Below are 26558 nucleotides of genomic sequence, written 5' to 3'. Positions count from 1 at the left end.
GGGGTGCCTCCTCAGCACTCGACGATGTTGAGCGCGAGACCGCCTCGTGCGGTCTCCTTGTACTTGTCCTTCATGTCCGCGCCGGTCTCGCGCATCGTCTTGATGGCCTTGTCCAGGGGCACGTGGTGCGCCCCGTCGCCGCGGACCGCCATGCGGGCCGCGGTGATGGCCTTCACGGAGCCGACGGCGTTGCGCTCGATGCACGGGATCTGCACGAGCCCGCCGACGGGGTCGCAGGTCAGCCCGAGGTTGTGCTCGATGCCGATCTCAGCGGCGTTCTCCACCTGCAGCGGGTTCCCGCCGATCACCTCGGCGAGCCCCGCGGCCGCCATCGAGCAGGCCGAGCCGACCTCGCCCTGGCAGCCGACCTCGGCACCGCTGATGGAGGCGTTGAGCTTGAAGAGCATGCCGATGGCGCCGGCGGTGAGCAGGAAGCGCACCACGCCGTCGTCGTCAGCGCCCTCCACGAACCGCTCGTAGTAGTGCAGGACCGCCGGGATGATCCCCGCGGCACCGTTGGTGGGGGCCGTGACCACGCGCCCGCCCGCGGCGTTCTCCTCGTTGACCGCCAGGGCGTACAGCGTGACCCACTCCAGGGCGCGCAGCGGGTCGCGCTCGTCGGCCTCCAGCTCCAGGCGGGCCTTGAGGGCCGCGGCGCGGCGGCGCACCCTGAGGCCGCCCGGCAGCACGCCGGTGGTCTTGGTGCCGTGCGCCACGCACTCCTGCATCACCGACCAGATGTGCAGCAGACCCTCGCGGACCTGCGCCTCGGTGCGCCACGCCAGCTCGTTGGCCATCATGACGTCGCTGATGCGCAACCCGGTCCGCTCGGTGATCTCCAGCAGCTCCAGGCCGGTGGTGAAGGGGTGGGCCACCGGGGTGGAGTCGGGGACCAGCTGCGGCTGGCCCGCTTCGTCCTCGTCGAGGACGAAGCCGCCGCCCACCGAGTAGTAGTGCCGCTCCTCGAGCACCTGGCCGTCGGCGCCGAGGGCGCGGAAGACCATGCCGTTGCTGTGGAACTCCAGCCGCTTGCGGCGGTGGAGGACCACGTCCTCGTCGACGTCGAAGGGCAGGACGGGCCCGCCCTCGCCGCCGAGGCGGAGCACCCCCTCCTCCCGCGCCCGCTGCACCAGGGGTGCCGCGGCGACGGGGTCGACGAGGTGGGGCTGCTCCCCCGACAGGCCCAGCACGACCGCGCCCAGGCTCCCGTGGCCGTGGCCGGTGGCGCCGAGGGAGCCGAAGAGCTCGCAGCGCACCCGGGCGGTCCCGGCGAGGAGACCGGACGAGCGCAGGCGCTCCACGAACGTCCAGGCGGCCTTCATGGGGCCGACGGTGTGCGAGCTGGAGGGCCCGATGCCGATCTTGAAGAGGTCGAAGACCGACAGGCTCACCGCCGGATCCGCGCCATCTCGGGATCGACGAGCGGCTCGGCGGCCACGGTGGCGGCCACCGGCTCGCCGAAGTACTCGATCTCGACCCTGCTCCCGACGGACGCCGCCGAGGCGGGCAGCCAGGCGTAGGCGATCGGACGACCGACCGTGTGGCCGAAGGCCGCGCTGGTCACGTAGCCGACCGGCTCGCCGTCCACGAGCACCGGCTCGTGCCCGAGCACCACCGAGGTGCCGTCGTCGACGGTCAGGCACGCGAGACGGCGCGAGGCGGTGCCCTCGCTGCGGCCGGCGATGGCCTCGCTGCCGGTGAAGGTGCCGGTGGCCGAGCGGACGGCGAAGCCGAGGCCGGCCTCGTACGGGTCGTGCTCGGTGGTCATGTCGGAACCCCAGGAGCGGTAGCCCTTCTCCAGCCGGAGGCTGTTGAAGGCCGCGCGCCCGGCGGCGATGACGCCGAGGTCCTGGCCCGCGGCGAACAGGGCGTCCCACAGCCGCTGGCCGTTGTCCGCCGTCGTGTAGATCTCCCAGCCGAGCTCTCCCACGTACGACAGGCGCAGCGCCGTCACCGGCACGCCGGCGATGCGGGCGCGGGTGCCGCGGAAGTACTTCAGGCCCTCGTTGCTGAAGTCGTCGGTGGACAGGCGCTCCACCAGCGTGCGGGCGTTCGGGCCCCACAGGCCGATGCAGCAGGTCTCCCCCGTGGTGTCACGGACCTGGACCCTGTCCTGCAGACCGGCCCGCCGGACCTCGTCGAGCAGGTGCGCGACGTCCTGGTTGCCGTTGGCGCCCACCTGGAAGAGCTGGTCTCCCAGGCGCGCCACCGTGACGTCGCTGCGGATGCCGCCGGCCTCGTCGAGCCACAGCGTGTAGGTCACCGCCCCGACGGACTTGTCCATCTTGCCGGTGCTCATGCGCTCGAGGAGCTCCAGGGCACCGGGCCCGGAGACCTCGATGCGCTTGAGCGCGGTCATGTCGTACATCGCGACGGCGGTGCGGGTCTTCCACGCCTCGGCTGCGGCGATGGGCGAGTGGAACTTCGCGGCCCACGCGTCGCGCGCCGGCGGGGTCCACTCGGCGGGCAGCTGCTCGACGAGGCCGGCGTTGGCCTCGTACCAGTGCGGGCGCTCCCACCCGGCGGCCTCGAGGAAGACCGCGCCCAGCTCCACCTGGCGGGCGTGGAAGGGGCTGACCCGCAGGTTCCGCGGAGACTCCTTGGGCTGCAGCGGGTGGAGGATGTCGTAGATCTCGCGGAAGTTCTGCTGGGAGGTCTCGCTGACGTAGGCCTCGTCGAGCTGCACCTCCTCGAAGCGGTGCACGTCGAGGGCGTGGAGGTCGTACTCCGAGCGCCCGTCGACCAGGAGCTGCGCCACGGCCTTCGCCACGCCGGCGGAGTGGGTCACCCACACGGCCTCGGCCACGAAGAAGCCCGCCACCTCCTTGCTCTCCCCCACCAGCGAGCCGCCGTCGGGGGTGAAGGAGAAGACGCCGTTGAAGCCCTCCTCGACCTTCGCCTCGGCCAGCGCCGGCAGGAGCACCTTGGCGTCCTCGAAGGCGGGGGCGAAGTCCTCCTCGGTGAAGGGCAGCATCGACGGCATCGAGGACGCCGAGACCTCGTCGGAGGAGTCGAGGGAGTCCAGCCGCACCGGCATCGGGCGGTGCGCGTAGGAGCCGATGCCGATCCGGTCGCCGTGCTCGCGGAAGTACAGGTCGGCGTCCTGGTGGCGCAGGATCGGCAGGCCGGCCTCGGCCAGCTCGGTGTTGCGGCCCACGAGCTCGCGCACCTGGCCGGTCTTGGCGTACTGGTGGGCCAGGGGCAGCAGCGGCACGTCCATGCCCACCATGGCGCCCACCTTCGGGCCCCAGAAGCCGGCGCAGGAGACGACGACGTCGGCGGGGACCACGCCGTCCTGCGTCGTCACCCCGGTGACCCGGCCGCCGGACTGCTCCACGCCCAGCACCTCGGTCTGCCCGCGGAACACCGCGCCGCGGGCCGAGGCCCGCGCCATCAGCGCGATGACCGCGCGGTGCGCCTTCGCCAGGCCGTCGCTGGGCACGTGCAGCCCGCCGAGCACCTGCTCGGGGTCGACCAGGGGGTGGAGGGCCGCGCACTCGGCGGGCGAGAGGACCCGCGCGTCGGAGATGCCCCAGGACCGGGTCCAGCCGCGCCGGCGCTCCAGCTCCGCGAGGCGCTCGGGGGTGGTGGCCACCTCCAGGCCGCCGACCTGGTTGAAGCACCACGCGCCGTCGACGTCCAGGGACTTCAGCTTCTCGACCGTGTAGGCCGCCAGGCGGGCCATGGTCTGGGAGGAGTTGGTCTGGAAGACCAGCCCTGGGGCGTGCGAGGTCGACCCGCCCGCCAGGGGCAGGGGCCCCTGGTCGAGCACGGTGATGTCGGTCCAGCCGCGCTCGGTGAGCTCGTCGGCGAGGTTGGCCCCGACGATGCCGGCACCGATGATCACCACTCGGGGTGAGGAGGTCATGTCCGTCTCCTGCTGCTGTCGGGAGCTGCTGTCGGGTGCGGAGCGCCGTCAGGCGCCGGTGGTGCGGTGCTCGGTGGCGGCGTCGGCGAGCCAGTCGGCGAGGTAGCGCGCGAAGGACGACCGCACCAGCACCTCGTAGTCGCGTCCGTCGTCGGACAGGGCCAGCAGGACGACGCCGGCCTGGCCGAGCAGCGTCTGCGCCGCCGACCCGCTGGTGAACACCGAGGGGTGGGTGTCGACGGCGCAGCCGGCGGCGAGCAGGTCGCGGGCGTGCGGACCGCTCAGGCGGAGCACCACGCGCTGCGCCGACACGTCCACCGCGGCCCCGCCGGCCGGGGCGGCTGCGGAGCGCAGCCGCGACTCCAGGTCCCACGAGGGAGCCGCCGGGTCGGTCACCAGCCACTCGTCGGGACCGAGCCACACGACGCGGCCGCCGGCCGGCGTGGGCACCCAGGTGCCCGGCCGGGCGGGCAGCGGCACGCCGAGCACCTGGGCGACGGCGTCGGCCGCCGGGCCGGGCAGCGCGGCCCGGACCTGGACCATGGCCGAGACCTGCTCGACGCGCACCGCGCCGGCGGTGGCCCCGGTCAGGTCCGGACGGACGTCCAGCGGGTGGGTGCGGGGCAGGGGCACCAGCGTGTCAGCCATCGCGGCGGGCTCCTTCGGGGTCGACCAGGACGGGACCGGTCACCTCTGCGGCGACGAGGCGGCCCCCGACGGGCACGTGGACCAGCTGGCCCTCGCGGGCGCGGCCGCCCTTGAGCAGAGCCAGGGCGAACGGGCGCTCGAGGTGCGCGCTGCGGTAGCTGGAGGTGACGTGCCCGAGCATCGGGACGGGCGGGGGCGGCAGCTCACCGCTCTCGGAGTGCTCGACGATCTGCGAGCCCTCCGGCAGCACGGTGGTGCGGTCGACGGGCAGCAGCCCGACGAGCTGCTTGCGGTCCTCGCGCTGGTTGTCGGCGCGGGCGAAGGAGCGCTTGCCCACGAAGTCCGGCTTCTTCTTGGACACCACCCAGGCCATGCCGAGGTCCTGCGGGGTGACCGTGCCGTCGGTGTCCTGCCCGATGATCGGGTAGCCCTTCTCAGCTCGCAGCACGTGCATGGTCTCGGTGCCGTAGGGGGTGATGCCGTAGGGGCGTCCGGCCTCCACCAGCCGCTCCCAGACCGCCAGGCCGTAGCGGGAGTCGACGTGGACCTCCCAGGCGAGCTCCCCGGAGAAGCTGATGCGCGCCAGGCGGACCGGCACGCCGTCGAGGGTGGTGTCCTGCCAGGTCATGAAGCCGAAGGCGTCGTTGCTGGCATCGACGTCGCTGAAGACAGCGCCGATGACGTCGCGCGAGCGGGGGCCGACCACCGGGAAGGCCGCCCACTGCTCGGTCACCGAGGCGAGGTGCACCCGCAGCTCGGGCCACTCGGTCTGGTGCCACTCCTCCATCCAGTCGAGGACCTTGGCGGCACCACCCGTCGTCGTCATGACGAGGAAGCGGTCCTCGGCGACGCGGAGCACGGTGCCGTCGTCGATGACCATGCCGTCGGCGCCGCACATGACCCCGTAGCGGACCTTGCCGACGGCGAGGCTGCTCATGAGGTTGGTGTAGAGCCTGTCGAGCAGCTCACCGGCGTCAGGGCCCTGGACGTCGATCTTGCCGAGGGTTGAGCCGTCGAGGATGCCGACGCCAGCGCGGGCGGCGGCGCACTCGCGCAGCACCGCGGTCTCCATGTCCTCACCCGCGAGCGGGTAGTGGCGCGGGCGCTTCCACTGGCCGACGTCCTCCCACACCGCTCCGGCCTGGACGTGCCAGTCGTGCACGGAGGTGGTGCGGACCGGGTCGAACAGCTGGCCGCGGTCGCGTCCGGCGAGCGTCGCGAAGGCGACCGGCGTGTACGGGGGCCGGAACGTCGTGGTGCCCACGGCGTCCGGGGCGGAGCCCAGCAGCTCGGCGATGATCCCCGACGTGACGACGCCGGAGGTCTTGCCCTGGTCGTGGGCGGTGCCGATGGTCGTGTACCGCTTGACGTGCTCCGGGGAGCGCAGGCCAGCACCGAGCGCCCGCTCGACGTCGGCCACGGTGGCGTCGCGCTGCACGTCGACGAACTGCCGGCTGCTGTCGCCGGACGGGTCCGGGACCACCCAGACGAGGTCGGGAGCGGTCGACGAGGCGACCGCCGACCGCTCACCGGCCGAGGGCACCGGGACCGCGGTGACGTCGAGGCCCAGCTCCGACAGCGCCGTCGCGGCGGAGGCGCCGCCCTGGCGCAGGCAGGTCTGCAGGTCGAAGGTGCCGGCGGCCGAGCCCGCGACCAGCAGGTCCTCCAGGCGCTCGGCCGGCAGGAAGGCCCCCAGACCGGCGTCGAAGGCGAGCTTCCCGCGCGCCTGGCTGTGCAGGTGCACCGCCGGGTTCCAACCGCCGCTGACGAGCAGCAGGTCGCACTCGAGCGCCTCGGGCTCCACGCCCGAGCCGGAGCGGGCGCCGGCGGCGAGGCCGGCGCGGTCGTACGGGGCCACCAGGGCGGCCGAGACGCGCTCGACACCGCGGGTGCCGACGACGGCGCTCCCGGTGCGCAGCGGCACGCCGCGGCGCTCCAGCTCCGCGGCCCAGTGGGCGGGAGCGACGTCGCGGGTGTCGACGACGGCGGCCACGGTCACGCCCGCGTCGGCGAGGTCGACGGCGCTGCGGTAGGCGCTGTCGTTGGTGGTGAACACCACCGCGCGGGAGCCGGCGAGCACGCCGTAGCGGTGCAGGTAGGTCCGCGCCGAGCCGGCGAGCATGGTGCCGGGGCGGTCGTTGTCGGTGAAGACGACGGGACGCTCGTGGGCGCCGGCTGCGACCACCGTGCGGCGGGCGCGGACGCGCCACACGCGCTGGCGCGAGGTCCCCTCGGGAGCGGCGCCGCCGAGGTGGTCGGTCCGGCGCTCGACGGCGAGCGCGAAGCCGTCGTCGTAGACGCCGAAGACCGTGGTGCGCTGCAGGTGCACGACCTCGGGGGCGGCCGCGAGCTCGGCCACGGCGTCCGCCACCCACTCCAGGGCCGGACGGCCGTCGAGCACGTCGTCGGAGCCGAGCAGCGAACCGCCGGCCTCGGCCTGCTCGTCGAGCAGCGCCACGCGGGCGCCGGAGCGGGCAGCGGTCAGCGCCGCCTGCAGGCCCGCGGGGCCGGCGCCGACGACGAGCAGGTCGACGTGGAGGTGGCGGGAGTCGTAGCGGGCGGAGTCGGCGATGTCGGCGAGCCGGCCCTGGCCGGGGACGCCGTCGGCCACGAGGCCGTCGAAGACCTCGACGGTGCTGGCCAGCAGCATCGGGTCCGGGAAGGGCTCCTCCACCTGGACCAGGCTGCTCGGGTCCTCGGCCCAGGCCGCGCCCACGCCGCGGGGGCGGCCGAGCTTGATGCTGGTGCCGATCTGGTGCACGCCGTCGGCGAGCAGGGCCGAGGCGAGGGTGTCGCCGCGGTAGCCGGTGTGCTCCACGCCGGCGAAGGTGAACGCGACCGGGCTGGTGCGGTCCACGCGGCCCCCGGTCGGGGTGCGGAAGGACCCGCGCGCCTGCGCGGCGGCCGCGGTGGTGGAGGTCGTCTCGCTCATGCGGTCACCGGCCGGGGCTCGTCGGGGCGGTAGGTGGCGTGGAAGCGGTACGTGACGGTGTCGCGCACGGCGTTGAACCACTTGCGGCAGCCGGCGCTGTGCGACCAGCGCTCGGCGAACAGGCCGCGGGTGTTGTCGCGGAAGAACAGGTACTGGGCCCACTCCTCGTCGGACAGGGCCGCCGGCTCGGAGGGGTAGGGCACGTGGGCCTGGCCCCCGTAGTGGAACTCGACCTCCTCGCGGGGCCCGCACCACGGGCACTGGATCATCTGCACGTCGGGTCTCCTGGCTCTGCGGGTCGGCGGGGGCGTCAGTGGGCCACGGCGGCGGCGCCGTGCTCGTCGACGAGGCGTCCGGTGACGAACCTGTCGAGGGAGAACGGCGCGGCGTAGGGGTGCGGCTCGTCGTTGGCGATCGTGTCCGCGAACACCCAGCCCAGGCCCGGGGTGGCCTTGAAGCCGCCGGTGCCCCACCCGCAGTTGAGGAAGACGTTGTCGTACGGGGTGCGTCCGACGATGGGCGAGGCGTCGGGGGTGGTGTCCACGATGCCGCCCCAGGTGCGCAGGAGGTGCGCCCGCGCGAAGACGGGGAACAGCTCCACCGCGGCGGCCATCTGCCGCTCGATGATGTGGAAGGCGCCGCGCTGCCCGTAGCCGTTGTACGCGTCGACGCCGGCGCCCATGACCAGCTCGCCCTTGTGCGCCTGGGAGACGTACACGTGCACGGCGTTGGACATCACGATGGTGGGGTGCACCGGCTCGAGGAGCTCGGAGACGAGCGCCTGCAGCGGGTGGGACTGGATCGGCACGCGCAGGCCCAGCATGTCGGTGAGCACCGAGGTGCTGCCGGCGGCGGCCAGCGCGACCTTGCCGCAGGCGATGTCGCCGCGGGTGGTGCGCACCCCGGTGATGCGGTTGCCGTCGCGCACGAAGCCGGTGACCTCGCAGTTCTGGATGATGTCGACGCCGGCCTCGTCGATGCGCCGGGCGAACCCCCAGCCCACGTAGTCGTGCTTGGCGATGCCCGCGCGCGGCTGGTACGTGGCGCCCAGCACCGGGTAGCGGATGTCGGTGGAGGTGTTGACGATCGGGCAGATCTTGCGGACCTCGTCGGGCTCGACCCACTCGGCGTCGACGCCGTTGAGGACGTTCGCCTCCACGCGGCGCACGCTGTCGCGCACGTCCTGCAGCGTGTGCGCGAGGTTCAGCACGCCGCGCTGGCTGAAGAGGATCGGGTAGCCCAGGTCCTCCTCGAGCCCCTCCCACAGCTTGAGGGAGTGCTCGTAGATGGCGGCGCTCTCGTCCCACAGGTAGTTGGAGCGGATGAGGGTGGTGTTGCGGGCCATGTTGCCGCCCGCGAGCCACCCCTTCTCCAGCACCGCGATGTTCGTGATGCCGTGGTTCTTCACCAGGTAGTGCGCCGTCGCGAGGCCGTGGCCGCCGCCGCCGACGATGACGACGTCGTAGGCCTTCTTCGGCTCGGGGTTCTTCCACAGCGCGTCGGGGTGCTCCGGCAGGTCCGCGCCCGGGGTGCGGGGAGGGGTGCCGTTGAGCCGGCCCGCGGCGGCAGCCGCGGGGGTGTGGGGGACGGCGTCGTCCGGATCGGTCGAGAAGGCGTCGACGGTGGTCATCGGCTCGTCTCCGTGGTCTGCCGGGTCGGCTCAGAGGACAGGGGCGACAGGTGCGGGTAGAGGGGGTGGGCCTGCGCGAGGTCGTGGACCCGCTGGCCGAGCTCGGCCAGCTGCCCCTCGCTGGTGCCGGGCTGCAGCGCGGTGGCGATGATGTCGGCGACCTCGCGGAAGTCGTCGTCGTCGAATCCGCGGGCCGCCAGGGCCGGAGTGCCGATGCGGACACCGGAGCTGACCATCGGCGGGCGCGGGTCGAACGGCACCGCGTTGCGGTTCACGGTGATGCCGATGGAGTGCAGGCGGTCCTCCGCCTGCTGGCCGTCGAGGTCGGAGTGGCGCAGGTCGACGAGCACGAGGTGCACGTCGGTGCCGCCGCTGACCACGCCGATGCCGGCCGCGGTGGCCTCCGGGGAGGTGAGCCGCTCGGCGAGGATCCGCGCACCGCGCAGCGTGCGCTCCTGGCGCTCCGTGAACGCCGGCTCGGCGGCCAGCTTGAACGCCACGGCCTTGGCCGCGATGACGTGCTCCAGCGGGCCGCCCTGCTGACCGGGGAACACCGCGCTGTTGACCTTCTTCGCGATCGCGGGGTCGTTGCTGAGGATGATGCCGCCACGCGGACCGCCCAGGGTCTTGTGCGTGGTGGAGGTGACGACGTGCGCGTGGGGCAGCGGGCTGGGGTGCAGCCCGGCGGCCACCAGGCCCGCGAAGTGCGCCATGTCCACCACCAGCAGGGCACCCACCTCGTCGGCGATGCGGCGGAAGTGCGCGAGGTCGAGCTGGCGGGGGTAGGCCGACCAGCCGGCGATGATCAGCTGTGGACGTCGCTCGCGGGCGAGCCGCTCGACCTCGTCCATGTCGACGCGGTGGTCGTCCTCGCGGACGTGGTAGGCGGCGACGTCGTAGAGCCGGCCGGAGAAGTTGAGCTTCATGCCGTGCGACAGGTGCCCACCGTGCGCCAGGTCGAGCCCGAGGATGGTGTCCCCGGGCTTGAGGAGCGCGTGCATGACGGCGGCGTTGGCCTGGGCCCCGGAGTGCGGCTGGACGTTGGCGAAGCCGGCACCGAAGAGGGCCTTGAGCCGGTCGACGGCGAGCTGCTCGACGACGTCGACGTTCTCGCAGCCGCCGTAGTAGCGCCGACCCGGGTAGCCCTCGGCGTACTTGTTGGTGAGCACCGAGCCCTGCGCCTGCATGACGGCCACCGGCGCGAAGTTCTCGCTGGCGATCATCTCCAGCGTGCTCTGCTGGCGCAGGAGCTCCGCGTCGACAGCGGCGGCGACCTCCGGGTCGGTGTCGGCCAGCGAGCGGTCGAGCACCCCCTCCGGCTGCCGGAGCTGCTGGTGGAGCCCTGCGGTCATGTCGCCCCCTTCGGCGGAGTGGAGCCTGTGGACTGAACACTGATGTATCAGTTGCCGGTAACGTAGGGACCGCCGCCCCTCGGGTCAAGGGGGCCGCTCCACATCCGGTCGTGAGGAGAGGTCGACATGAGGTCTGCGACAACCGTCCCCCCGCCCAGGCCCGACGAGGACCTGGACCGCGAGCGCTCGCTCGCGCAGGTGGCGCCCTCCTCCCCCCCGGTCGACCCCGCCGCCGCCGAGCGCGCCGTGGGCCAGCTGCTGGTGGCCCTCGGGCTGGACCCGGGTGCTCCCGGGCTGCAGGACACGCCGCGGCGCGTGGCGCGGGCCTACGCCGACCTGCTCACGCCGGAGCCCTTCGCGCTGACGACGTTCCCCAACGACGAGGGCTACGACGAGCTGGTCGTGGTCAGCGACATCCCCTTCACGTCGCTGTGCGAGCACCACCTCCTGCCCTTCTCGGGCGTGGCCCACGTCGGGTACCTGCCGGGCTCGCGCGTGGTGGGGCTGTCCAAGCTCGCCCGGGTCGTGGAGGCGCTGTCGCGGCGGCCCCAGGTGCAGGAGCGCCTGACGTGCCAGGTGGCGGACCTGCTCCAGGAGGCGCTGGACCCGGACGGCGTGGGGGTGGTGCTCGAGGCCGAGCACACCTGCATGTCGCTGCGGGGGGTCCGCGCGGTGGGGGCCCTCACGCGCACCTCCGCCCTGAGGGGCCGGGTGCGCAGCGACGCCCGCACCCGGGCCGAGTTCCTCGACCTGGCCCGCCGGAGCCGGTCGTGACCGCCCCGGCCGCGGCGCGTCCGCGCACCCGCCGAGCGGGCGACCCCCGGAGCCGGCGGGCTCCCCGCCCCTACAGTTGGGGGGTGGAGCAGGTCACCGGCCTTCGCGAGGAGCGCTACTCGTCCCTGGCCGAGCGCGCCTACGCGGAGATCCGCGACCGCTTGATCATGCTCGACATCCGCCCCAACGAACCCCTCGACGACGACGCGCTCGCCGAGCAGCTGCAGATGGGCAAGACACCCGTGCGCGAGGCCATCAAGCGCCTCGAGGTGGACCGCCTCATCGTCACCTACCCGCGCCGCGGCACCTTCGCCACCGGCGTGGACATCACCGACCTCGCCCACATCTCCGAGGTGCGCGCGCTGCTGGAACCCCTCGCCGCGCAGCGGGCGGCGGAGCGCGCCACACCGGCGGAGCGCCAGGAGCTGCTCGACCTGGCCGACCGCCTGGAGCGGCTCGACCTCACGACGACGAGCAACCACGACCTCATCTACTACGACGCGCAGGTGCACCGCGCCATCTACAAGGTCGCGGGCAACCCGCACCTGGAGGACGCGCTCGTGCGGCACCACAACCTGGCCACGAGGATCTTCTGCCTGTTCCTCGACCGGCTCCCCGCCGTCGACGGCCACGTCAGCGAGCACGTGGAGCTGCTGCGGGCCATCGCGGCGGGCCAGGGGGCGGACGCGGGCCACCGCGCGGCGCAGCACGTCAAGGGCTTCGAGGTGGCGGTCCGCTCGGTCATCTGAGGGCCGTCCTCCGACCGGTCCTGCAGGGCCGGTCGGAGGACGGGCCGCGACGCCGTCGCCGCCGGGGGCTCAAGGTCGACCGAGGAACTCCCGACGCAGTGAGTACCCCCGAGGAGCCGGGGTGTGCACCGCGCCGGAAGGACCCACCCTCACATGACGACCATCAAGGCCTCCTGCCCCACCTGCGGCGACGTCGAGCTGACCCCGCCGCAGGTGCGCCTGGTCGTCTGCACGGTCTCTGCGTGGAGCTTCTACGCGTTCGGCTGCCCGGGGTGCAGCGACGAGGTGCGCAAGCACGCCAGCGACGACGTCGTGCGGCTGCTGACCACCGGCGGCGTGCCCGCCGAGCACTGGTCGGTGCCGGCCGAGGCGCTGGAGGAGCACAGCGGGTCCACGATCAGCTGGGACGACGTGCTCGACTTCACCCTGGCACTGGAGACGACCGACGTCGTGGCCGCCGCCGCCGCCTCGGTGCTGCGTCCCCGCCACGTCGGCTGAGCCCGGCGCCGGCGGCCTGGTCTCCGACCTCTGACCTCCCCGCCGCCGTCACGCCTTCGGGCGCGCGGCGGTGCGCTGCTGCGCGCGCTCCAGGGCTGCCCGCAGCGGCTCGTCGAGCGACCTGTCGCCCGGTGAGGCCGCCAGCAGCAGCCCGATGTCCCGCACCTTGACGTTGCGGTCCTGGCTCATCACGACCATCGCGCCGAAGGCCTCCTCCACGGTGCAGTCGAGCCGGCTCGCCACCGCGCCCTTCGCCTGCTCGATGGCGGCGCGCGACTGCATGGCCAGCTTGAGGTTCTCGACCTCCGCCGCCAGGTCGGCGGTGCGCCTGGCAGCTCCCAGCACCGCCGAGGCGGCCTCGGCGAACGCCACGGCCCGCTCGACCTCGGGCTGGCCGCCGCTCGGGCCGTAGGTGCTCACCACGCCGACGACGCGCTCGCCGTCCCGCAGGGGCACGGCCACAGCGGACCCGGCGTCGAGCCCCGACGCGCGCCGCGCGAGCCGCGGCCAGCGGTCGTCGGCGCTGAGGTCGGAGCTCCACACGGGCCGTCCCGTGCTGTGGGCGCTCGAGGCGGGGCCCTCGTCCGCGGCCCACTGCGCCCCGTCGACGGCCTGGGCCTGCGCGGAGTCCGCGGCGCTGTCAGCGGGCTGGGCCGGGTCTCCGGTGCTGGCGCTGGCCGAGGACGCACCCGGCACCGAGGCCGTGGCCGCCGCCGCGAGCGCTCCCAGCAGCTGGTGCCCGGAGGAGCCCCCCACCGCGAGCTCGACGAGGCGGGCCAGCGACCGCAGGGCACCCGCCTCCACGCCGCCTCCGGGAGCGCGGGTCGGGGGCTCCTCCGCGTCGACGGGCTCCGCCGCGTCGACGGGCTCCGCCGGGGCCAGCACGACCACGAGGCGCGGGTCGCCCTGTGCGGTGGGCCAGGCGGAGACCGCGGCGTGCACCTCGCGGACCGACCCCTCGCGCGGCTGGAGCCGCAGCCGGGCGGCGGCCGTGCCCTCGCGCCCGGCGCGCGACAGCAGCGACCTGGCGAGCGGCCGGTCCTCCGCGACCACGAACGCGTGCACCGGGGTGCTCACCAGCGCCGGCGCGGGGACCGCCAGCAGGGACGAGGCCGCGGCGTTGCACAGCTCGACGGCGCCGTCGGCGCCCGTGGTGACGATCGGCACCGGCAGCGACGCCACCAGCCGGCTCACCGCGTCACGGGCGCGCTCCCGGCTCGTGACCAGCTCGTCGACCTCGCGCTGCTGGGCCGAGAGGGCCCTGTCGGCAGCGGACAGCGCCTCGGTGAGCCGCTGCACCCGCAGCTCCAGGAGGTCGACCGAGGTCGGCGCTGACGACGACGGCGTGGATGAGGACTGCGCGGACACCAGGAATCGCCCCCCGAAGGACCGGAGCCACCTGGTTTCGATGCCTGCACCAGTGTGCCAGGTGGCTCCCAGGCGCGGGACGGGTGTTCGTCAGCGCTCGCCCAGCGGAGCGCCGTCAGACGAGGCGGCCCGTGGTGCGCAGCCCGGTCGGGCCGGCCTGCACGCCGTGGACCTCCGCGCGGACCCGCGGGGTGTTCATGCCGCGGTGGAGCACCAGCACCAGGTCGCCCTCGTGGGTGGCCAGCAGCATGCCGTGACCGGCGTTGCCGCCCACCAGCACCTCGCCCTGCTCCCACGGGCCCGCCAGCGAGCCCGACGGCGAGAGGGCCTGGGTCTGCACGTACTCCCCCGTCGGGTGGTCGGGGCTGGTGCGGTAGCTGGCCCACAGCACCGCCAGGGCCCCGCCGGGCAGGCGGTGCACCTGGGGCCCGTCGGTGACGTAGGGCGCCAGGGCCTCGGCGGACGGCACGAGCTCGCGGTACCAGGGCGCCTCGGAAGCGCGGAAGAGGTGCACCGGCGGGCCGGACGCGCCGGAGAGGTCGGCGTGGAGCGGGACGGCCTCGACGGTGCCGTCGAGCACCTGCACCCACTCGTGGGCGTAGACGAGCCACGGCTCGCCGTCGTCGCCGGCCACCAGGGTGCCGTCCAGCGCGGTGAAGCCGTCGGGGTTGTGGGCGCGGGCGGGGTCGAGCAGCTCGAAGGGACCGCGCGGGTCGTCGGCGACGGCGAGCACGGTGCCGCGGCGCACGGGCGCCAGCGGCGCGGTCTCCCCCGACAGCGCCACGCGGGTGCCGCGCTGGCGCACGGGGCCGAGGTCGGTGGACGGGTCGTGCAGCGTGGTGGCCAGCACGTACCGGCCGCCCCAGCGGTGCACCTCCGGCGCCCACGGGGCGCTGGCGGGGTCCGCCCAGCAGCCGCCGGGCACCGTGAACACGACCCGGGGGTCGCTCCACGCGCGCAGGTCCGGGCTCCACCAGGCGAGCACACCCGTGCCGTTCGGGGCCGGGCTGGAGGCTCCCGGCGGCAGGCTCCGCTCCCACCGGGCGCCGTCGAAGGACACGTACAGCAGGTACCCGCCGTCCACGGCGATCACCCACGGGTCGTGGCAGGGCAGGTCGGCGAGCGGGTGCTGGGCGGGCGCGGCGTCGGGGCTCACCCTCCCAGCCTGGCCCAGGCAGGATGCCGCTGTGACCGCTGCAGACGCCGCCGCCCTGTGGCGCAGGGTCGCCACCGCCCAGCACGGGCCCGAGTACGCGCGGGCGTACGCCGAGCGGTTCGCGGCCCTCGCCGCGGACGGCGCGGACGTCCACGGCGAGGCGCGGTGCGTGCAGCGCCTCCTGCCGCCCCCGGCGCGCGTGCTGGACGCCGGCTGCGGCACCGGCCGCGCTGCGGTCCACCTCGCCGGGCTCGGCTACGACGTGGTGGGCTGCGACGTCGACGCCGCCATGGTCGAGGTGGCCCGCCGCGAGCGCCCCGACCTGCCGTGGCTGGTGGCCGACCTGGCCGCGCTGACCCCCGAGGCGGCCGGCGGCCGCTTCGACCTGGTGCTGCTGGCGGGCAACGTCGTGCCCTTCCTCGCCGCGCAGCTGGCCGCCGCCGCGCGGCGGTGCGCCGATCTGCTGCGGCCGGGCGGGCTGCTGGTGGCGGGCTTCGGGCTGGACGCCGAGCACCTGCCGGAGGGGTGCGACGCGGTGCCGCTCGACGCGGCGGAGGGAGCCTTCACCGGGGCGGGCCTGCGCGTGGAGCAGCGCTGGTCGACGTGGGAGGGCGCGGAGCTGACCCGCGGCGCGGACGGGGACGGCGGCGAGGTCGACGGCGGCTACGCCGTGCTGGTGGTGCGCGCCGCTCGCGTCCGCGAGCACCGGCCGGCGAGGGCGAGCACGCTGGGCCCGTGAGCCTGGTCCTGCGCCCCACCCGTCCGCGCCGACCGCCGCGGCTCCGGCGGGCCGCCGGCGTCCGGCGGGGAGGCCTCGACGCCCTCCTCGGTGAGCTGCGCCGCGGCGGCGGCACCCCGGCCCGCTCCGTCCCCGCCGACCAGCTGCCCGGGGACCTCACCGGTGACGGGTTCACCTGGGCGCCCGCCGACGCCGACGACCGCGCGTGGTGGCCGCAGGGCGTCGCCGCCCTCGACGGCGGCGCCGTGCTCCTCGTCGGCTGGTACGAGGAGCCCGCCGGTCCCTGGTGGCGCCGACGGGTGCCGCGCTCCCGCGTGAGCGTGGTGGACGCCTCCGACCCGCTCCACCCGCGCTACGCCCACGCGGAGCTGGTGGTCGGTGCTCGGCGTCCGCTGGCGTGGCTGCGACCGCTGGGCGCGGTGCCGGTGCACGCCGGCGGCCTGGCGGTGGTGGCCTCCCCGGCCGAGGGGCCGCTGCTGCTGGTGGCGGACACCCTGTTCGGCCTGCGGGTGTTCGCCCTCGACGACCTCGCGCGCCACGACGACGGCGACGGTGACGGCCGGTGGGTGCTGCCGCAGCGCCGGTCCGTGCGGGCGCCGCTGCTGCGCGCCGGGCTGGGCGCGGCGCGCTTCCGCTTCTCCTTCACCGGCGCCGGCCACCTGCCCGGCGCCGGTGCGGTGCTCGTCAGCGGGGAGTACCGGCGGGCCGCCCAGCGCGGCCCGGGAGGCGCTCCCCGCCTCGTGGTGCACCACCTCGACCCCTCGACGGGGCTGCCGCACGGAGCTCCGGTGGCGGTGCACCCCGACCAGCCGCCGCGGATGCAGGGTGCGGCGCTGCTGCCCCCGGGAGCACCCGGGGCCACCCCCACGTGGGTGCTGTCCGCGAGCGCCGGGCACGACAGGTGCGGCGACCTGCACGTGGGCTCCCCCGGGGCCTGGACCACCCACCGGGGGGCGCTCCCGCCGGGCTGCGAGGACCTCGACCCCGCGGACCCGACCGACCCGGGCTCGGTGCTGTGGGGGGCGAGCGAGCACCCCGGGCGGCGCTGGGTGTTCCCCGTCCACCTCCCCGCTCCGGCGGAGTCCTAGGGTTCGCCCGTGAGCACTCCGCCGTCGAGCCTGCCGTCGTCGTCGCCGAGCCACCCCCTGGTGCCCCTCAGCGCCGCGGAGCTGACCCGCAGCCGGGAGCTGCTCGCGGCCAGCGGCCACCTGGCCGAGACGATGCGCTTCGCGTCGGTCGCGCTGGCGGAGCCGCCCAAGGCGGAGCTGCTGGCCTGGCGCGAGGGAGACCCGGTGCCCCGCCGCACCCGCTCGGTGCTGTGGGACCGCGCCGACAACAGGACCTACACCGCCGTCGTCGACATCAGCCCCGACGGGCCGGGAGCGGTGGACGAGTGGCGCCACCTGCCCGACGAGGTGCCCAACTTCACCGTGGACGAGTGGCACGAGGCCGAGGAGGCGCTCAAGGCGCACCCCCGCGTGCAGGAGGCGCTCGCCGCCCGCGGCATCACCGACCTCGACCTGGTGCTGCTGGACACCTGGACGTACGGGCGCGAGGTGATGCCGGAGCAGTGGCGCGACCGCCGGCTCGGGTGGGCCGACGTGTGGCGCCGCGAGACGCCGACGGGGTCGCCGTACGCGCACCCGGTGAGCGGCCTGAAGTTCGTGCTCGACATGAACACGTTCGAGCTGCTGGAGGTCCACGAGGACGACGACGAGGCGCGCCGCGCGGTCGGCGCGGTGGACGCCTCGCCCGTCGTCGTGGGCGAGTACGAGGCCGACCTGCTCACCGAGGTGCTGCCGGGGTTCACCCCGCGAGAGCCCCTCGCGAGGCTCGACATCACCCAGCCGGACGGGCCCGGGTTCTCCGTGGTCGACGGGCTGCTGACCTGGGACCGCTGGCAGGTGCGCCTGGGCTTCACCCCGCGCGAGGGCCTCGTGCTGCACGAGCTGACGTGGGTGGACGGCGACCAGCGCCGCACCGTGGGCCACCGGATGTCGTTCGCCGAGATGGTGGTGCCCTACCGCGACCCGTCGTTCGACCACTACCGCCGCACCGCCTACGACATCGGCGAGTGGGGCCTGGGGTACATGACCACGTCGCTGGAGCTCGGCTGCGACTGCCTGGGCGAGATCCGCTACCTGGACGCCGTCCTCACCGACTCCCGCAGCGAGCCGTACACCGTCACGAACGCCATCTGCCTGCACGAGGAGGACGACGGCGTGCTGTGGAAGCACGTCGACGCGAACGGCCGCGCGGCCGTGCGCCGCGCGCGGGTGATGGTCATCTCGTTCCACGCGACGGTGGCGAACTACGAGTACCTCGTCTACTGGCGCCTCCACCAGGACGGCGCGGTGAGCTGCGAGGTCCGCGCCACGGGGATCATGGTCACCACGCCGCTGCCGCCCGGTGGGGCGACGCCCGCGACGGGCGTGCTGGTGGACGAGCGCACCTACGCCCCGAACCACCAGCACTTCATCGTCGCGAGGCTCGACCTCGACGTGGACCGCGACCTGTCGACGCCGGGCGCGCTGGCCACCAACACCGTGGTCGAGGTCGACTCGGTGGCCGAGCCGATCGGCCCCGGCAACCCGTACGGGCTGGCCGTGACGACCCGGACGACGCCGGTGCGCTCCGAGTCGGAGGCCGCCCGCTCCACGAACGCCGCGACGGCGCGCGCGTGGAAGGTCACCAACCCCCAGCGCCGCAACGCCCACGGCGCGCCGGTGGCCTACAAGCTCCACACGCCCTCCGCGATCCCGTCCCTCTTCGACCCCGGTGCCCCGCAGTTCAAGCGCGCGCCGGTCATCGGGAACCCGGTGTGGGTGACCCGCCACCACGACGACGAGCTGTGGCCCGCGGGCGACAACCCGACGCAGTCCGCGCAGGACACGGGCATGTCCCGGTGGATCTCGGACGACGAGCCGCTGGAGTCCACCGACGTGGTCCTGTGGCACGTCTTCGGCATCCACCACGTGCCGCGGCCGGAGGACTGGCCGGTCATGCCGTGCGACCCGGTGGGCTTCTCCCTGACGCCGTCCGGCTTCTTCGACAGGAACCCCACCCTCGACGTCGCCCCGCCGCGACCGGGTGGCTCAGGGGGGCACTGCCACGCCTGACCTCAAGGTCGTGGACGGCGGTGCCGATGCAGGGACGTGGCTCAGCAGATCGTCGTGAAGAACCGCCAGCAGATCGCGGCCGAGGCCGAGGACGCCCTCGGCTACGCCGCGCTGCACGGAGACCCGGACCCCCAGGGCACCGGGGTGTCCCACTTCTGCAAGCGGACCGGCTACACCCTGCACTCGGTCGGGTTCGACTCCGCCGGGCACGCCCAGACGTGGGTGTTCTCCCGCAACCACTGACCGCTCGTCAGCGGCGGCGCAGCACGCCGGCGGCGTACGCCGCCTGGCCGGCGTGCTGCAGGTCGTCGCCGAGGACGCTCGTCAGGCGGACGCCCAGCGTCACCGGCGGGTCCCAGGAGGTGTCGACGACGCGGTCGAGGTCTGCCGGGGACAGCCCCGCCAGGTAGGCGGAGGTGCGCTGGTGCACCGCGTCGAGGTAGCCCCGCAGCAGGTGTGAGGGCGCCTTCACGGCGAGGACCCGGGCCTCGTCGAAGCCGTAGCCGATCTCGTCGTCGTCCAGGGGCAGGTCGAAGCGGCGCGCCCAGCTGGTGCCGCTGCCACCGCTCGCTCCCGGTCGGCTGGACGTCCAGACCTGGTCGGCGCCGGCGACGTGGGCGACGTGGTCGTCCTGCACGCGCACCAGGTGCCAGACGAGCCAGGCGACGGTGTTGGTCCCGGGCTCGAGCGGTTGCACCAGCTGGGCGTCCGTCAGCTCGTCCAGCGCGGCGACGACGACGTCGCGCACCTGGTCGAGCCCGGCCTGCAGCACCTGCGTCGCGTCCACGACGCTCCCCTACCCGCGGCGCCCCGTCCTCAGACGGGCTCGATCTGCTCCGCGTCGAGCCAGGTGCACACGAGGTCGCCGCCTCCGGTGGTCCAGACGACCCGGGCCATCCAGCCGGCGCCCTCGCGGCGCCACTCGAGCACCAGTCCCGGGTGGTCGGCGCCGGTGGCGTGGACCCAGCAGTGCACGCGGCGCTGGGGCCGGCGCTGGGCCAGCGCCTCCTCCGCGGCGAGGCGGGTGCTCTCGTTGGCGGCGACGAGCCAGGCGGGGAGCCCGGTGCTCGCTCGGTTGCTGCCGCCTGCCACGGGACCAGGATGGCACCACCACCCGCGTAGGTGCGAACGGGTGTTCGACCTCCCGGGTGGCCCCACCCGAGAGGCGCCGGCTCCGTCAGCTCGCGTCGGCGACCCCGTGGGCAGCAGCAGCGGTCTGGGCGTCCTCCTTGGCCTGCTCCAGCGCCGCGCGCCGGTGGCGCCACCTGTCGAGGCCCTCGGCGGAGAGCGGGTCGACCACGGGGGCGGGGCGAGCGCTCGGCAGGGTCACCTCGGGGTGCGCGGGGACGTCGTGCACGACACCCGGCGCCAGACGGGTCCACCCCACGCCGGTCCACACGTGCGACGCCTGCGCCGACCAGCCGTTGCGACTGATGGTGACCCGCTCGCAGTCAGGGACGGCGGGGTCGAGGTACAGGTCGCCGGGGAGCGGACCGGGTGTGGGGCGCGGCGCTGCGATCACCGCGTGAACGCTACGCGCGGACCCTTCGGGATCCAGGCAGCGACACGCAGAGCAACCGAACAAATGCGGACAGTCACACCCAGCTCAGACGCCGCCCTCCGAGGCCTCGGCGCGCATGCGCTGGCGCTCGGAGGCCAGGGCGAAGAGCTGGGCGTACGCCTCCGCGGCGGCCTCGTGCTCCCCCGCGGACTCCAGCCGCTGCGCCCTGCCCTTGAGGTCGGCCTCGCGGCGGGCCAGCTCGCGCAGCCGCACGCCGCCCACCAGGCCCGCTGCCAGTCGCGCGAGCCCCTCCTCGGAGTCGACCGGGAGCGGGACCACCGCGAGGGCCCCCAGCAGGGGCCGGACCTGGTCGGCCGTGCCGTCGGCGCACGCGTCCATGACGTGCTCCACCCACGAGACCCCGGCCGCCCGGCCGGCCACCACCCCACCCGCCGTGCGCACCGCCTCGTGGACGGCGCGGGAGGGAGCGAGCACGAACGCGTCCTCGGGGAGTGCGTCGAAGGCGTCGGGCACCGACGCCGGCGCCTGCACCACCAGCGCCAGCAGCTGCCGCTCGGCGTCGGCGACGGCGTCGCGCTCACCCGGCCGGCCGGCGCCCCGCTGGCCGCCGCCGCGACCGGACTGCTGCCCCACACCCTGACCCGGTCGCCCCGACGCACCACGGGCCACGCGCGGCACCTCGCTGCCCACGGCCCGCTGCACCGCGCCGAGGTCCATGCCGAGCATCCGCGCCAGCTGGCGGGTGTGCTCCTCGCGCAGCTGGCGGTCCTTGATGCCGGCCACCACCGGGGCGGCCGCCGCCAGCGCCTTGACGCGCCCCTCGGCGGTCTCCAGGTCCCACCCGGCGAGCACCGAGCGGACGGCGAACTCGAACATCGGCCGCTTCGCCTCGACCAGGGCCACGACGGCCTCGTCGCCGTCGGCGATGCGCAGGTCGCACGGGTCCATGCCTCGCGGCTCCACCGCCACGTAGGTGGCGGCCACGAACTCCTGGTCGTGCTCGAACGCCTTGAGCGCCGCCTTCTGGCCGGCGGCGTCGCCGTCGAAGGTGAAGACCACCTGGCCGGCGCCGTCGTCGTCGCCGAGCATCCTGCGGACGATGCCCACGTGGTCGGAGCCGAACGCCGTGCCGCACGTGGCGACCGCCGTCGGCACCCCGGCGAGGTGGCAGGCCATGACGTCGGTGTACCCCTCCACCACCACCACCTGCTTGCGCCGGCCGATCTCCTTCTTGGCCAGGTCGAGGCCGTAGAGCACGTGCGACTTGCGGTACAGCGGCGTCTCGGGGGTGTTGAGGTACTTGGGGCCGGAGTCGTCCTCCGTGAGGCGCCGGGCACCGAAGCCGATGGTGGCGCCGGTGACGTCGCGGATGGGCCACACCAACCGGCCGCGGAACCTGTCGTACGGGCCGCGCTGGCCCTGCGCCGCCAGCCCGCCGGTGACGATCTCGTCGGTGGTGAAGCCCCTCCCCCGCAGGTGGTCGGTCAGGGCGCCCCACCCGGTGGGCGCGTACCCGACGCCGAACTGCTCGGCCGCGGCCCTGTCGAAGCCGCGGTCCTTGAGGAACTGCCGGCCCACCTGCGCCTCGGGCGAGAAGAGCCGCTCGGCGTAGAACTCCGCCGCCACCCGGTGGGCGTCCAGGAGGCGCTGGCGCTTGCCGACGTCCTGGGCGGGACGGGCGCCGCCGCCGTCCTCGTAGCGCAGGGTGATCCCGGCACGACCGGCCATCGTCTCGACGGCCTCGACGAAGGTGACCCCGGTGGTCTTGACGAGGAAGTCGAAGACGTCGCCGCTCTCCTGGCACCCGAAGCACCGGTAGCGCCCGGTCGAGGGGCGGACGGTGAAGGACGGCGTGCGCTCGTCGTGGAAGGGGCACAGGCCCTTGAGGGAGCCGACGCCGGCGGACTTGAGCACGACCTGCTCACCGACCACCTCGTCGATCCGCACCCGCTCGCGGACGGCGTCGACGTCCTCACGCCGGATCTTCCCCGCCACCCCAGGAGTCTAGGTGGCTCTCCTGCCGCCGCCGGTCGGGCGACGCCGCCCTGTGCGCAGCAGTCGCCCGGTGCCCCGAGACCTACGCTCGGGAGGTGACGGACCTGCTGGAGCGGCTGGGCGACCTGCCGTCGCTCGTCCCCACCCTGCCCCTCTGGCTGAGCGTCGCACTCATCGCCGTGGACGCCGTCATCCGCGTGGTCGCCGTCGCCGTCGTCCCCACCAACCGCCGCCCCTCCTCGGCGATGGCGTGGCTGCTGGCCATCTTCTTCCTGCCCTACCTGGGCATCGCCGCGTTCTGGCTCATCGGCTCCCCCAAGCTGCCGCGGGCGCGGCGCCAGAAGCAGCGCACCATCAACCGGCTGATCATGGCGCGCACCGAGGGCATGGACCTCATGCGCGAGGACGACCCGTGGCCCCCCTGGCTCGCGTCCCTGGTGCGCCTCAACCGCCACGCCGGGGCCATGCCGCTGGTCGCCCGCAACGCCGCGGAGATCTCCACCGACTACGACGAGGTGCTGCTGCAGCTGGCGGAGGAGGTCGACGCAGCGCAGCGCTTCGTGCACGTGGAGTTCTACATCCTCAACCTCGACGACGCGACGCGCCCGCTCTTCGAGGCCATGGAGCGGGCGGTGGCGCGCGGCGTCACCGTGCGGGTGCTGCTCGACCACGTCGCCTCGCTGCGCACGCCCGGCTACCACCGCACCCTGCGGGCCCTGGACGACCTGGGCGCCCAGTGGCACGAGATGCTCCCCGTGCAGCCCCTGCGGGGGAAGTTCCAGCGGCCCGACCTGCGCAACCACCGCAAGATCGTGGTGGTGGACGGGCTGGTGGCGTTCACCGGCAGCCAGAACGCCGTGGACCGCGGCTACCACAAGAAGCGGTACGGCCGACGGAACCTGGCCTGGCAGGACGTCATGGTGCGCTTCGAGGGACCCGTGGTCGCCGAGATCAACGCCCTGTTCATCACCGACTGGTACTCGGAGACCGACGAGCTGCTCGAGGCCGAGGCGGAGGCCGCGATCCCCGCCCCCCTGGAGGGCGGTACCGCCGACGCCGCGCCCGTGGTCGCCGCAGGGCACCAGGGCCTGCTCGACTGCCAGGTGGTGCCGTCAGGTCCCGGCTTCGACGGCGAGAACAACCTCAAGCTCTTCAACGCGCTCATGTACTACGCCCAGGAGCGCGTCATCATCACCAGCCCGTACTTCGTCCCCGACGACTCGCTGCTCTACGCGGTGACCACCGCTGCCGAGCGCGGCCTGCGGGTGGACCTGTTCGTCTCCGAGGTGGGCGACCAGTGGCTGGTCTTCCACGCCCAGCGCTCCTACTACGAGGCGCTGCTGCGGGCCGGCGTGCGGATCTTCCTCTACCCGGCGCCGTACATCCTCCACGCCAAGCACGTGTCGATCGACGACGACGTCGCCGTGGTCGGCTCGTCCAACATGGACATCCGGTCCTTCAGCCTGAACCTCGAGATCTCCGTCATGGTCCGCGGCCGCTCCTTCGTCGACGACCTGCGCCAGGTGGAGGACGGCTACCGCGCCGTCAGCCGGGAGCTGCTGCTCAGCGAGTGGCTGCAGCGGCCGTGGCGCAGCAAGCTCTTCGACAACGTCTGCCGCCTCACCTCGTCCCTGCAGTGACCTGCCGCGGGGCCGGCGCTCAGGGGTAGGTCATCACCAGGCGGGCGTGCCAGGCCAGGGCGCTCGTGTCGGTGAGGGAGGCCACCTGGTCCACGACGGCGCGCAGGCGGCCGGCGTCGTCGTCGGCCTGGGCGTGCCACGCCGCGAACGGCGGCTCCATGACGTGCGGCTGCTCCAGCAGCGCCCGCACGAGGTCGGTGACCACCTGGCGCTCCTCGGCGTAGGTGGAGGCCTTGTCGCGGTTGGTGAGCACGTAGGCCGCGGCGACGCCCTTGAGGACGGCGATCTCCACCTCCGTCGAGCGCGGCACCACGAGGTCGGCCGCGTACCGGGTCAGCGGTCCGGGCCCGGCCACGGCACGGGTGGCCCGCTCCGCCGCGGCGCAGAACCTCCCGATGAGCTGGCTGGTGGTGTCCTTCAGCGCCGCGAGCGAGGCCCAGGACCCGTCGTAGTGGTCCACCCAGTAGGGCGCGGCCACCAGCCGGTCCAGCGCGGCGTCCACCTCGACGTCGGCCGCGTCGGGCAGGTGCCAGGCGCGGACGGCGCCGGCGATGTGGCCGCGCTCGTCGCGCGAGGCGAGGGCCCGCAGGTCCAGGCGGCCCGCCACGACGGCGTCCTCCATGTCGTGCACGCAGTAGGCGATGTCGTCGGACAGGTCCATGACCTGCGCCTCGATGCACCGGCGGCGGTCGGGGGCGCCCTCGCGCAGCCAGGCGAAGACCGCGTCGTCCCCGTCGCGGCCGCCGGCGGTGCTGCTGGCGTAGACGCCGAACTTGCGGGTCACCCCGCGGGGGTCGTCACCGGAGTGCCAGGGGTACTTGGTGGTGGCGTCGAGACTGGCCCGCGTGAGGTTGAGCCCGGCCGGCCCACCGCCCTCGGCGTCGGGGAAGCGGGTCTTGGGCTCCAGCCGGGTGAGCAGCCGCAGGGTCTGCGCGTTGCCCTCGAAGCCGCCGATGGCCGCCGTGAGCTGCGCCAGCGCCGACTCGCCGTTGTGGCCGAACGGCGGGTGGCCCAGGTCATGGGACAGGCAGGCGGTGTCGACGACGTCGGGGTCGCAGCCCAGCGCGCCGCCCAGCTCGCGCCCGACCTGCGCCACCTCGAGGGAGTGCGTCAGGCGCGTGCGGGCGAAGTCGTCCGAGCCCGGGCCCACCACCTGCGTCTTGGCACCCAGGCGCCGCAGCGCGGAGGAGTGCAGCACGCGGGCGCGGTCGCGGGCGAAGGCGCTGCGCTTGTAGCTCTTCGGCGCCTCCGGCGCCCAGCGGGCGCGGGCGTGCTCCCCGTAGCCGCTGACCTCGCCGTCCACCTCGCAGTGGGCCCCCCGCTGGGGGTCGGAGCCGCGTCCCCTGCTCACGCCTAGCCGCCGGCCGTCGCGGCCGGGTCGAGCTCGCCGGCGCGCACCACGTCCAGAGCCGCCCCGTCGAGCTCGCGGGAGTCGAGCCACCCCTCGGGCAGCACCACCCGCGGGGCCGGTGAGGTGCGCCCCCGGGAGCCCTCGGCGGCCTCGCCGGGGTGCGGCTGGTCCAGGTCGAGGGTGTCGATGAGCGCGTCGAGCGCGGCCAGGGAGTCCACCAGGCCCAGCTGCGCGCGCAGCTGGCCGCCCACGACGTAGCCCTTCAGGTACCAGGCGACGTGCTTGCGGATCTCGCGGCAGCCGCGCAGCTCGTCGCCGAAGTGCTCCACGAGCAGCTCGGCGTGGCGGCGCAGGGTCTGCGCCACGAAGCGCAGGCCCGGCCGCACCCACTGCGGCTCACCGCGCATCGCCGCGGCGAGGTCGGCGAACAGCCACGGCCTCCCCAGGCAGCCCCGCCCCACCACGACGCCGTCGCAGCCGGAGCGCTCGACCATGCGCACGGCGTCCTCGGCGGACCAGACGTCGCCGTTGCCGAGCACCGGGATGGTCGTCACGGCCTCCTTGAGGCGGGCGATCGCCTCCCAGTCGGCGGTGCCGGCGTACCCGTCGGCGGCGGTGCGGCCGTGCAGCGCCACCCACGCGGCGCCCTCGGTCTCGGCGGCGCGCCCGGCGTCGAGGTAGGTGAGGTGGTCGGGGTCGATGCCCTTGCGCATCTTCACCGTGACCGGCACGTCGGGGCCGGCGGAGGTCTGCGCCGCACGCACCGCGGCCCTCACGACGTCGCGGAAGAGGTCCCGCTTCCACGGCAGCGCTGACCCGCCACCGCGGCGCGTCACCTTGGGCACCGGGCAGCCGAAGTTGAGGTCGACGTGGTCGGCGAGGTCCTCGGTGACGAGCATCCGCACCGCCGCGCCCACCGTGGTGGGGTCGACGCCGTACAGCTGCACGCTGCGGGGGCTGGCGCCCGGCTCGTGCTGCACCAGCCGCAGGCTCTCGGGGGTGCGCTCCACCAGCGCCCGGCTGGTCACCATCTCGGAGACGTAGACGCCGGCGCCGTGCTCGCGGCACAGGCTGCGGAAGGGTGCGTTGGTGACCCCGGCCATCGGCGCGAGGACCACGGGGACGTCGACGACGTGCTGGCCGAAGCGCAGCGGCGGCAGCAGGGGCGCAGCCAGCTCACCGGCCTGGGGGGGTGCGTCGAGTGCGGTGCTCACACC

General features: G+C 74.6%; 23 protein-coding genes. 8 read left to right on the top strand and 15 right to left on the bottom strand.

Annotated elements, in window-relative coordinates; all coding sequences use genetic code 11:
- Positions 1-11: 11 nt before the first annotated feature.
- The 7 genes from FMM08_RS06960 to glyA are packed head-to-tail and all read right to left on the bottom strand — an operon-like array spanning position 12 to position 10430.
- Complete coding sequence (locus tag FMM08_RS06960) at positions 12-1391, bottom strand: L-serine ammonia-lyase (protein WP_147925604.1); 1380 nt, start codon at positions 1389-1391, stop codon at positions 12-14.
- The gene (locus FMM08_RS06955) at positions 1388-3868 is read right to left on the bottom strand and encodes a GcvT family protein (protein WP_147925603.1); all 2481 of its coding nucleotides are present in this window, start codon (positions 3866-3868) and stop codon (positions 1388-1390) included. Before FMM08_RS06955 ends, FMM08_RS06960 begins: the two co-directional genes overlap by 4 nt.
- Positions 3869-3916: 48 nt before the next feature.
- Complete coding sequence (locus FMM08_RS06950; RefSeq protein ID WP_147925602.1) at positions 3917-4516, bottom strand: sarcosine oxidase subunit gamma; 600 nt, start codon at positions 4514-4516, stop codon at positions 3917-3919.
- On the bottom strand, positions 4509-7448 hold the full coding sequence (locus FMM08_RS06945) for a glycine cleavage T C-terminal barrel domain-containing protein (RefSeq protein ID WP_147925601.1): 2940 nt from the start codon (positions 7446-7448) through the stop codon (positions 4509-4511). The genes FMM08_RS06950 and FMM08_RS06945 overlap by 8 nt, the downstream gene beginning before the upstream one ends.
- Positions 7445-7723 (bottom strand): sarcosine oxidase subunit delta, encoded by a 279-nt coding sequence (locus FMM08_RS06940; RefSeq protein WP_147925600.1) that lies wholly within the window; start codon positions 7721-7723, stop codon positions 7445-7447. Before FMM08_RS06940 ends, FMM08_RS06945 begins: the two co-directional genes overlap by 4 nt.
- A 35-nt stretch (positions 7724-7758) precedes the next feature.
- Positions 7759-9078, bottom strand: a complete 1320-nt coding sequence (locus FMM08_RS06935) for a sarcosine oxidase subunit beta family protein (protein WP_147925599.1) — start codon at positions 9076-9078, stop codon at positions 7759-7761.
- A complete protein-coding gene (glyA, locus tag FMM08_RS06930) occupies positions 9075-10430 on the bottom strand; it encodes a serine hydroxymethyltransferase (RefSeq protein WP_147925598.1) in 1356 nt (451 codons plus the stop codon). Before glyA ends, FMM08_RS06935 begins: the two co-directional genes overlap by 4 nt.
- Positions 10431-10556: 126 nt before the next feature.
- Here glyA and folE point away from each other — a divergent pair, with 126 nt between their 5' ends.
- From folE to FMM08_RS06915, 3 genes are all read left to right on the top strand, one after another.
- Positions 10557-11204: a GTP cyclohydrolase I FolE gene (folE, locus tag FMM08_RS06925; RefSeq protein WP_147925597.1), complete on the top strand. Its 648-nt coding sequence runs from the start codon at positions 10557-10559 to the stop codon at positions 11202-11204.
- A gap of 83 nt (positions 11205-11287) precedes the next feature.
- Positions 11288-11953: a GntR family transcriptional regulator gene (locus tag FMM08_RS06920; protein WP_222710496.1), complete on the top strand. Its 666-nt coding sequence runs from the start codon at positions 11288-11290 to the stop codon at positions 11951-11953.
- 153 nt (positions 11954-12106) lie between these two features.
- Positions 12107-12451: a hypothetical protein gene (locus FMM08_RS06915; protein WP_147925596.1), complete on the top strand. Its 345-nt coding sequence runs from the start codon at positions 12107-12109 to the stop codon at positions 12449-12451.
- Between the two features lie 48 nt (positions 12452-12499).
- Here the strand turns inward: FMM08_RS06915 and FMM08_RS06910 are convergent, their stop codons facing one another.
- Together FMM08_RS06910 and FMM08_RS06905 are read right to left on the bottom strand one after the other, a co-directional pair.
- Positions 12500-13819, bottom strand: coding sequence for an ANTAR domain-containing protein (locus tag FMM08_RS06910; protein ID WP_147925595.1), 1320 nt, complete (start codon positions 13817-13819; stop codon positions 12500-12502).
- Positions 13820-13934: 115 nt separating this feature from the next.
- Positions 13935-14975 carry a family 43 glycosylhydrolase gene (locus FMM08_RS06905; RefSeq protein ID WP_187279598.1) on the bottom strand — a complete coding sequence of 347 codons (1041 nt, stop codon included), beginning with the start codon at positions 14973-14975 and terminating at the stop codon, positions 13935-13937.
- Between the two features lie 31 nt (positions 14976-15006).
- Between FMM08_RS06905 and FMM08_RS06900 the strand changes: the two genes are divergently transcribed.
- Genes FMM08_RS06900 through FMM08_RS06885 form a run of 4 tightly spaced genes read left to right on the top strand, consistent with a single transcriptional unit; the run spans position 15007 to position 19076 of the window.
- Positions 15007-15714, top strand: a complete 708-nt coding sequence (locus tag FMM08_RS06900; RefSeq protein WP_222710495.1) for a class I SAM-dependent DNA methyltransferase — start codon at positions 15007-15009, stop codon at positions 15712-15714.
- Complete coding sequence (locus FMM08_RS06895) at positions 15711-16802, top strand: hypothetical protein (protein WP_147925593.1); 1092 nt, start codon at positions 15711-15713, stop codon at positions 16800-16802. Before FMM08_RS06900 ends, FMM08_RS06895 begins: the two co-directional genes overlap by 4 nt.
- Positions 16803-16811: 9 nt before the next feature.
- A complete protein-coding gene (locus tag FMM08_RS06890) occupies positions 16812-18833 on the top strand; it encodes a primary-amine oxidase (RefSeq protein WP_222710494.1) in 2022 nt (673 codons plus the stop codon).
- A gap of 36 nt (positions 18834-18869) precedes the next feature.
- Positions 18870-19076 (top strand): hypothetical protein, encoded by a 207-nt coding sequence (locus tag FMM08_RS06885; RefSeq protein ID WP_147925592.1) that lies wholly within the window; start codon positions 18870-18872, stop codon positions 19074-19076.
- 7 nt (positions 19077-19083) lie between these two features.
- On the opposite strand, the gene FMM08_RS06880 is transcribed toward FMM08_RS06885, so the two are convergent.
- From FMM08_RS06880 to dnaG, 4 genes are all read right to left on the bottom strand, one after another.
- Complete coding sequence (locus FMM08_RS06880; RefSeq protein WP_147925591.1) at positions 19084-19620, bottom strand: mycothiol transferase; 537 nt, start codon at positions 19618-19620, stop codon at positions 19084-19086.
- Positions 19621-19649: 29 nt separating this feature from the next.
- Positions 19650-19925 (bottom strand): hypothetical protein, encoded by a 276-nt coding sequence (locus FMM08_RS06875; protein ID WP_139712143.1) that lies wholly within the window; start codon positions 19923-19925, stop codon positions 19650-19652.
- An 85-nt stretch (positions 19926-20010) separates the two neighbouring features.
- The gene (locus FMM08_RS06870; RefSeq protein WP_147925590.1) at positions 20011-20355 is read right to left on the bottom strand and encodes a hypothetical protein; all 345 of its coding nucleotides are present in this window, start codon (positions 20353-20355) and stop codon (positions 20011-20013) included.
- A gap of 84 nt (positions 20356-20439) precedes the next feature.
- Entirely contained in the window at positions 20440-22350 is a 1911-nt protein-coding gene (gene dnaG / locus FMM08_RS06865) for a DNA primase (protein WP_147925589.1), read from the bottom strand.
- A 104-nt stretch (positions 22351-22454) separates the two neighbouring features.
- On the opposite strand from dnaG, the gene cls reads away from it, so the two are divergent.
- Positions 22455-23990, top strand: coding sequence for a cardiolipin synthase (gene cls / locus FMM08_RS06860; protein ID WP_439653552.1), 1536 nt, complete (start codon positions 22455-22457; stop codon positions 23988-23990).
- 19 nt (positions 23991-24009) lie between these two features.
- Here the strand turns inward: cls and FMM08_RS06855 are convergent, their stop codons facing one another.
- Together FMM08_RS06855 and dusB are read right to left on the bottom strand one after the other, a co-directional pair.
- Positions 24010-25293, bottom strand: coding sequence for a deoxyguanosinetriphosphate triphosphohydrolase (locus FMM08_RS06855; RefSeq protein WP_147925689.1), 1284 nt, complete (start codon positions 25291-25293; stop codon positions 24010-24012).
- A gap of 50 nt (positions 25294-25343) precedes the next feature.
- Positions 25344-26555: a tRNA dihydrouridine synthase DusB gene (gene dusB, locus FMM08_RS06850; RefSeq protein ID WP_255472128.1), complete on the bottom strand. Its 1212-nt coding sequence runs from the start codon at positions 26553-26555 to the stop codon at positions 25344-25346.
- Positions 26556-26558: the final 3 nt, after the last annotated feature.

Source organism: Quadrisphaera setariae (genome assembly GCF_008041935.1).
Lineage (GTDB): Bacteria > Actinomycetota > Actinomycetes > Actinomycetales > Quadrisphaeraceae > Quadrisphaera > Quadrisphaera setariae.
Note: the sequence above shows the minus strand (reverse complement) of the source record. Positions and strands in the feature narration are given on the sequence as shown.